Raw genomic sequence first — 245 nt, 5'->3', positions numbered from 1 at the left:
GCGACTGATCCATGTGCGGTTGCTGTAGTTGATTCGTATACGCTTGTTGCGGTTGATTCATATGTGGTTGTTGCGACTGATCCATGTGCGGTTGCTGTGGTTGATTCGTATACGCTTGTTGCGACTGATTCATGTGCGGTTGTTGCGGTTGATTCATATGCGCTTGCTGCGGTTGATTCCCAAACGACACTTCAAATGGTTGATAATAATTTTGGTTTCCATAATGAGGCTCGAAAGGATACATA

1 pseudogene is annotated in these 245 nt (G+C 44.9%); it reads right to left on the bottom strand.

What is annotated here, in order from left to right:
- Positions 1-245: pseudogene (locus tag MR071_RS25250) on the bottom strand (YppG family protein); the annotation flags it as partial.

Origin of the sequence: Bacillus cereus group sp. BfR-BA-01316 (assembly GCF_022664195.1) — a bacterium.
In the GTDB taxonomy this organism is placed as follows: Bacteria; Bacillota; Bacilli; order Bacillales; family Bacillaceae_G; genus Bacillus_A.
The sequence above is the reverse complement of the archived record's forward strand: the minus strand, read 5'-3'. Positions and strand labels throughout refer to the sequence as shown.